Genomic DNA, 7,470 nt, shown 5'->3' on the forward strand with positions numbered 1-7,470 from the left:
CGCCCAAAAGCAAACGGCAACTACTGCAGTAGTTGCCGTTTTGCGTCCTGAAGTGCCTCCACAAATACGTCGAAAGGAAGCCCTTTCACCTCGCTCAGGAGGGTTACGTTAAGCTCGCCCTGATCCTGATCCAGCAAAGCCACATACATCCCGTTGATAACGATGTACGCTACCAGCTCTTCGTAGTCGACTGGACTGCCAATGACTATTCGGTACGGTCGATTCATGCTGCAAGGCCAGCGGATTTCAGCGCAACCTAAGCTCCGGAACCTACACCGCGCAAGCAAAACCGCGCTAATCAGCGTTAGCCAGGGCGCGGTCGAGGTGCACGTAGCCGCCATCGACGTGGACAATCTGGCCAGTGGTGTGCGAACTGCGCGGCGAGAGCAGGAAAGCTACCGCGTTGGCAATTTCTTCGGGCGTGGTCATGCGGTTTTCCAGCGGAATCTTGCTGGTGATTTCGCGCAGCTTTTCCTCGGGGTTGGGCAGGGTCTGAATCCAGGTTTCGTACGCCGGGGTCCAGCTTTCGGCCACCACCACGGCGTTGACGCGGATCTGGTACTTGAGCAGCTCCACGGCCCACTCGCGGGTCAGGGCGTTGCGGGCGCCGTTGGCCGCGGCGTAGGCCGAGGTATTGCCCTGCCCGGTTTCGGCGGTTTTGGAGGTGATGTTGACGATGCTGCCCTTGTGCTTTTTCAGTTCCGGCAGCGCGTGGTGGGCCAGCAGGTAGTAGTGCACCACGTTCTTGTGCAGGGAAGCCATGAAGCCCGCGTAGTCGCCGTGCTCCAGCCCTACCCCGTCGTTGACGCCGGCGTTGTTCACGAGCCCGTCGATGCGGCCGAATTGATCGATGACCTGCTGCACGGCCCGCTCGCAGGCCTCGGGGTCGGCCAGCTCGGCGGCTACCTGCCCGGCGCGGCCGCCAGCCGCTTCCACGGCCGCCACGGCCTGCTGGTTGTCGGCTTCGTTGCGGCCGATGATGACGGGAATGGCGCCCTCGGCGGCCAGCACCCGCACGATGCCCTCGCCGATGCCCTTGGCCCCGCCGCTGACGATGATGACTTTGTCCTGAAGCTCCAGATTCATTGGTTGGATTGTCGGATGTAGAGACGCGTACTCGCGTCTCAATCGTTGCTGATGTTATTTAAAGCGCACAGTTCTGGCCTCTCAACGCGGGCTGTTCAACAATAACCGTTCAACGACTAGACGCGACTGCACGTCGCTACAGCCGGTAGAACTGCGCGGCGTTGTCGCCCCAGAAGCGGCGCTGCTCGTCGGCGGAGAAGCCGGCTAGGTACTGCTGCACCAAATCGACTACCTGCCCGTACTGGCCGGCCACCAGGCACACGGGCCAGTCGGAGCCGAACATGACTCGGCTGGGGCCGAAGGCGTCGAATACCACGTCGAGGTAGGGCCGGAAGTCGGCCGGCTGCCAGCCGTGCCAGTCAGCTTCGGTTACCATTCCGGATACCTTGCAGCACACGTTGTCGCGGGCGGCCAGGTTCTGGATGTCGCGCTTCCAGTCGTCGATTTCGCCGCGCTTGATGTAGGGCTTGGCAATGTGGTCGAGCAGGAAGGGCTGATGCGGGTGCGCGGCGGCCAGTTCGGCGGCATACGGCAGCTGATCGGGGAAGATGAGCACGTCGTAGGTGAAGCCGTGGGCTAATAGGGCTCGGATGCCGCGCTGGAAGGCTGGGGTGAGCATCAGGGTGCGGTCGGCTTCGCCCTGCAGGACGTGGCGGAAGCCTTTCAGCTTCGCGAACTGGCTGTAATGCGCCAGCCGCTCGGCCACGTTCTCGGCGCGCAGATCCACCCAGCCCACCACGCCGCGGATGAAGTCGTGCGCGGCGGCATTAGCCAGCTGAAACTCGTTTTCGGCTTCCGACTGGTCCGACTGCACCACCACGCAGCCGTCGAAGCCGTGCTCTTGCAGCAGCGGCGCCAGGTCTTCGGGCAGAAAGTCGCGCTGGATAACGGCCATGTCGTCCGTTATCCAGGCGTCGCGCTCGGGCTGGTATTGCCAGAAGTGCTGGTGGGCGTCAATTCTGGCCATACGCCTTCACTTGCTGCCGCGAGGTGCCCAGGCCGTCGATGCCCAGCTCCACCACGTCGCCGGGCTGCAGGTACACGGGCGGCTTCATGCCCAGGCCCACGCCTGCCGGGGTACCGGTGGAAATTACGTCGCCGGGCAGCAGGGTCATAAACTGCGAGATGTAGCTGATCAGGTGCGGAATGCGGAAAATCAGCTCGGCGGTGGTGCCGTCTTGCATCATGCGCCCGTTCACGGCCAGCCACAGGCGCAGGTTATCGATGTCGCCCAGCTCGTCGGGCGTGGCTAGCCAGGGGCCGATGGGCGCAAAGGTGTCGCAGCCCTTGCCCTTGTCCCAGGTGCCGCCGCGCTCGATCTGGAATTCGCGTTCCGACACGTCGTTGTGCAGGGCATAACCGGCCACGTACTGCAGGGCGTTGGCTTCTTCCACGTAGGAGGCTTTCTTGCCAATAACCACGGCCAGTTCCACTTCCCAGTCGGTTTTCACCGAGTTCTTGGGGATGATAAGGTCGTCGTTCGGACCCACCACGGCGGTGGTCGACTTCATGAACAGGATGGGCTCGGCGGGCGCGGCGGCGCCGGTTTCGCGGGCGTGGTCGGCGTAGTTCAGGCCCACGCACACGATTTTGCTGGGTCGGGCCACTGGGCAACCCAGGCGCACCTCGTCGGCTACCACGGGCAGCTGGCTCAACTCCGCGTTTTGCAGCAAATCAGCCAGCTGCTGCAAGCCGCCGTGGGTGAAGAACTTCTCGTCGTAGTCGACGAAGTGGGCCGACACGTCGTAGCGCGTGCCGCCGACGATGACGCCGGGTTTTTCCTGGTCGGGCAGACCAAAGCGGATGAGTTTCATAGAGTGGAGTAAGGTTCAGGCCGTCATCCTGAGCAAAGCGAACCGGAAGGTCGACCTAGTCAAGGACCTCCCTCCTATCCTGCTCTGACGGCTAAGTTCTGGGTAAATTACCCTAGGCGCACTAATGGTTAGTGGCTGCGCTTCGACGGCGGTGCGAAGCTGGAGAAAGGTCCTTCGGCTACGCCTCAGGATGACGTCTTTTTGGTTTGGTCAAGCACCTATATCGGGCACCAGACACTAAATATCAGTTATTCAGCTTGATAAACCCGCCGTCGAGCGGGTAGTCGCAGCCGGTGACGAAGCCCGCTTCGTCGGAGCAGAGGTACAGGGCCAGGGCGGCTACTTCCTCGGGCTTGGCCATGCGCCCGATGGGTTGGCTTTTCGACAGTTTCTCGAACATTTCCGCCTCGTGCCCGGCGTAGTTGTTAGCGATGAACCCGTCGACGAAGGGCGTGTGCACGCGGGCCGGCGACACGCTGTTGCAGCGGATGCCGTGGGCCAGGTAGTCGCGGGCCACCGACAGCGTCATGGCGAAGATGGCGCCCTTGCTCATGCTGTAGGCCAGGCGGTCGGAAAGGCCCACGTGGGCGGCAATGCTGGCCAGATTGAGGATGGCGCCCCCGCCCTGCTGCTTCATCCGCGGCACGGCAGCGTGGAGGCAGTTGTAGGCGCCTTTCACGTTTACCTGGTACACGCGGTCGAAATCGGCCTCGGAGGTCGTTTCCACGTTGCCGATGTGGGCAATGCCGGCATTGTTCACGAGGATGTCGACCCGGCCGATGGCCTCGAACACGGCCTGTACCTGCGCCTGCTGGCTCACGTCGGCAGCGTGAATGTGGGCCGCGCCACCGGCCGCGCCGATTTCGTCGGCAGTGGCCTGGCCGGCTTCGGCGCTCAGCTCGATGATGTGCACGGTGGCGCCCTGCTTGGCAAATAGCAGGCTGATGGCGCGCCCGATGCCCGAGCCGCCGCCGGTAATGACGGCCGTCTTGCCGTTTAGGTTGAACATGCTTGCGTAAGGAAGATGGGGAAAGAAGGCGGGAAGAACGGTGAATATGAAGGGCGGCGCGGGCTCATCCTTCTTCATTCCTCATTCTCCCTTGTTATTCAGTGTGCGGCCACCAGCACGTTGGCGGTTTTTACGCGGGCGTTTTTCAGGGCGAAGAGCAGCACTACCAGGAAGCAGGCGCCGGGCACCACGTAGGCCGTTTGGATGGAGCTCAGATCAGACACCCAGCCCATGAGCACCGGGAACATGGCCCCGCCCACGATGCTCATGATGATGAGCGAGGAGCCGGTTTTGGTCTTGGCCCCGAGGCCGCGGATGCCGAGCGAGAAGATGGTCGGGAACATGATGCTCATAAAGAACTCCACGCCCATCAGCGCATACACCGGCAGTGTGCCTTCCAGCGCCACGGCCAGGCCCACCAGCACCACGTTGGCCACGCAGTAAAAGGCCAGCAGCCGCGCCGGCGGCACCACCCGCATCAGCGCCGTGCCGATGAAGCGGCCTACCATGAAGCCGAAGAGCGCGGCCGCCAGAAAATTGGCGGCGGCCTTTTCTTCCACCCCCGCCACGCGCCCGGCAAAACGGATGAAGAAGCTGCTGATGCACACCTGCGCCCCCACGTAAAAGAACTGCGCCAGCACGCCGAACAACAGGTTTTTCTCCTGCCAGATGCTGGTCGTGGCGCCGGCGCTACCCACTGCGTCGTCGTGCTCCACGATATCGGGCAGGCGGGTGAAGTACAGCGCCACGGCTACCAGCAGCACCACCGCCCCGATAATAAGGTAGGGCGCCTGCACAGCACTGGCTTCATGGCTGAGGTACTGGCTCAGCTGCGCCGGCGACATGGCGGCTTCTTCCGCGGCCGAGAGGGAGCGGCCCGACAGGATGAACTGCCCGCCCAGAAACGGCGCCAGCGTGGCCGCCAGCCCGTTAAACGACTGCGCGAAGTTCAGGCGCTGGGTGGCGCCGTCCGGGTCGCCGAGCACGGTTACGTAGGGATTGGCTGCGGTTTCGAGAAACGTCAGCCCGCAGGCGATGATGAAGAGCGCGCCGAGGAAGTAGGCGTAGGTGCGCGTTTCGGCGGCGGGGTAAAACAGGAAGGCGCCGAAGGCAAACAGCAGCAGCCCCACGATGATGCCGCCCTTGTAGCCGTAGCGGTGCATAAACCAGCCGGCGGGCAGGGCCATCAGGAAGTAGGCCACGTAGGAAGCCGAGTCGATGAGGGCCGACTGCGTGTCGGTGAGCTGGCAGGCTTTCTTCAGGTGCGGAATCAGGATGGGGTTCAGGTTCAGCGCGAAGCCCCAGAGAAAAAACAGCGAGGTGATGAGCCCCACCGCGAACAGGTTGCGGGATGGTTTCATGCGAATGCGGCGGGTAAGGTGGTCGGCCGATGTAGATAAAAGGCCGCCCCGGCTGCGCACAACCGGGGCGGGCCTGGTGGATTTAGTACTTCATGCCGGCGCTGTTCTGCACGGCTACGGACTCCTGGTCGTCGGCGGTGATGTTGAGGTTTTTCACGCTCCAGCCCGCTGCGTAGTTGATGACGCCCGCGGTGGCGGCGGTCATGGTGATGTTTTCCAGGCGCATGTTTTCGAGCAGCGAATTGGCCTGGCCTTCGGCCGAAACGGCCGTTTTAGCGTTTTTCACCCGCACGTTGGTGATGGTCACGTCCTTGAAGTGGGGCAGGCCGCGCTCGGCCGGCTCCACCTTGGCCAGCATCTTCTTCCAGTGGTCGGGCAGGGTTTCCTGGGTGTAGCCGGCGGGCAGCGTGGAGTAGCTATAGGCCGGGTTCCAGTTCATGGTCATCAGGATGGCCGTGCCCACGCCGTCCATTTCGATGTCATCGACCACGATGTCCTCCACGGTACCGCCGCGGTTCAGAGCCGATTTGATGCGGATGCCCACCTTGGTGCCCTTCGCCTTGAGCCCGCGGGCAATGACGTGGCGGATGCCGCCCGAGGTTTCGGAGCCGCAGGTAAACAGCCCGTCGCCGGCGCCGGCCACGCAGTTCTGGATGAGGATGTACTCGGCGGGGCGGTTCACGCGCAGGCCGTCCCAGTCGCGGCCGGCCTTGAGGCAGAAGTTGTCGTCGTTGCAGTCGATGTCGCAGTTCTGCACCAGCACGTAGCTGCTGGAGTCGATGTCGATGCCGTCGGTGCTCGGGCCGTGGCCGCCCACGTTGTTGCGGATGACGAGGCCGTCGGCCGTTACGTTCTGGGAGTAGAGCACGTGCACCGTCCAGAAACCGGAGCGCTGCAAGGTGAGGCCCTTCAGGGTCACGTTCGAGGAATTGGCCACGATGAGCAGGCGCGGGCGCTTGGCGTCGTACTCCTTGCGCATGGCCCAGTACTTATCCCAGAAGGGCTTGCCCTGCCCATCGATGGTGCCCTGGCCGGTGATGGCCACGTTGTCCTGGCCCAGCACGTTGATCAGCGCCGCGGGCCACACCATCTCGATGCCGGCCACGCGCGAGGGCATGTCGGGGTAGTCTTTCAGATCCTGGCTGCCGAGCAGGGTCACGCCCTTCGGAATGTCCAGCGTCACGCCTTTCTTCAGGAAGAGGGAGCCCGTCAGGTACTGCCCCGGCGCGAAGGTGACCACGCCGCCCTTCCTGGCAGCCGCGTCGATGGCCTTCTGGATGGCCTGGGTGTTGAGGGTTTTGCCGTCGGCCACGGCTCCGTACTTCGTCGCCTGGAAGACGGTCTTGGTCGCGGGCTGGGTTTTGGCGCCCACCTGCCGGACCCAGTCCGGGTCGGCTGCGGCGGGAGCAGGAGCCGTGTGCAAGCCAAGCCAGGCCAGCAACGGCAGCAGGAGGTGTAGCAGGGAATGCATAAGCGGGACGGGTTGAGGGCGGACGGGGCAGCAGCGCGGAGTAGCCCTGACTGGCGCCCCGCCGCCGGGTCGGACGCTTGGCGGTAGGTGACGCTACCGCTTGGCCCGGGCCCGGCTTAGGGCCGCCAGCCAGGATCATTCCCACGGTGCCAATTTGCGCCTGCCCGGACCGGGCACCCTCCCGCACCCTCCTGCTATCGGCGGTTTTGTGCGCCGCAGGCCGTGGCTTAGTCGGCGTGAAACACCCGCCGCAATTCCTGCACCACGGGCGAGTGGTCGGGGTTGGTGTCCATCAGGTCGGCCATGTAGGCCCACCAGCGCTGCACTACGGGCAGCGTGGGCAGCACGGCGGCCGTGTAGCCGGGCAGGCGCTTCTGCACCGCGAAGAGCCGCCCGCTGGCTTCGTCGAGAAAGATGGAATAGTCGCGGATGCCCGCCTCGTGCAGCGCGGCAGACAGTGCTGGCCAGATGTCGGCGTGCCGACGCTGGTACTCGGCCGCGGCGCCGGGCTTGAGCTGCATGGTAAAGGCTAGGAAGTGTTAACAGTCACGCAGCCAGAGCACGGTAGCGGCGAGGTGGATGAATGCCAGGAAATGCGCATTCAGCTTTTCATAGCGTGTGGCCACGCGCCGGAACTGCTTGAGGCGGCTGAAGAGCCGCTCGACCGGGTGGCGTTGGGCATAGCGTTGCGCGTCGAAGGCGCGGGGGTGGCGGCGCTTGCGCCGGGGT

General features: G+C 63.9%; 8 protein-coding genes. All 8 read right to left on the reverse strand.

Features of this window, described 5'->3' with window-relative positions; genetic code table 11:
* Nucleotides 1-294: 294 nt before the first annotated feature.
* Entirely contained in the window at nt 295-1,086 is a 792-nt protein-coding gene (locus tag B0919_RS21925) for an SDR family oxidoreductase (RefSeq protein WP_078014441.1), read from the reverse strand.
* Between the two features lie 136 nt (nt 1,087-1,222).
* Complete coding sequence (locus tag B0919_RS21930) at nt 1,223-2,053, reverse strand: amidohydrolase family protein (protein WP_078014442.1); 831 nt, start codon at nt 2,051-2,053, stop codon at nt 1,223-1,225.
* The gene (locus B0919_RS21935; RefSeq protein ID WP_078014443.1) at nt 2,040-2,900 is read right to left on the reverse strand and encodes a fumarylacetoacetate hydrolase family protein; all 861 of its coding nucleotides are present in this window, start codon (nt 2,898-2,900) and stop codon (nt 2,040-2,042) included. The genes B0919_RS21930 and B0919_RS21935 overlap by 14 nt, the downstream gene beginning before the upstream one ends.
* Before the next feature lie 244 nt (nt 2,901-3,144).
* Nucleotides 3,145-3,909, reverse strand: a complete 765-nt coding sequence (locus tag B0919_RS21940) for an SDR family NAD(P)-dependent oxidoreductase (RefSeq protein ID WP_078014444.1) — start codon at nt 3,907-3,909, stop codon at nt 3,145-3,147.
* Nucleotides 3,910-4,007: 98 nt separating this feature from the next.
* Nucleotides 4,008-5,270, reverse strand: a complete 1,263-nt coding sequence (fucP, locus tag B0919_RS21945; RefSeq protein WP_078014445.1) for an L-fucose:H+ symporter permease — start codon at nt 5,268-5,270, stop codon at nt 4,008-4,010.
* Between the two features lie 82 nt (nt 5,271-5,352).
* Complete coding sequence (locus tag B0919_RS21950) at nt 5,353-6,741, reverse strand: glycoside hydrolase family 28 protein (protein WP_078014446.1); 1,389 nt, start codon at nt 6,739-6,741, stop codon at nt 5,353-5,355.
* Between the two features lie 227 nt (nt 6,742-6,968).
* Nucleotides 6,969-7,262, reverse strand: coding sequence for an L-rhamnose mutarotase (locus B0919_RS21955; RefSeq protein WP_078014447.1), 294 nt, complete (start codon nt 7,260-7,262; stop codon nt 6,969-6,971).
* A gap of 18 nt (nt 7,263-7,280) precedes the next feature.
* A partial coding sequence (locus B0919_RS21960; protein WP_139361981.1) for a transposase occupies nt 7,281-7,470 on the reverse strand: 190 nt, incomplete at its 5' end.

It is taken from the genome of Hymenobacter sp. CRA2, from assembly GCF_002007105.1.
Taxonomy (GTDB): domain Bacteria; phylum Bacteroidota; class Bacteroidia; order Cytophagales; family Hymenobacteraceae; genus Solirubrum.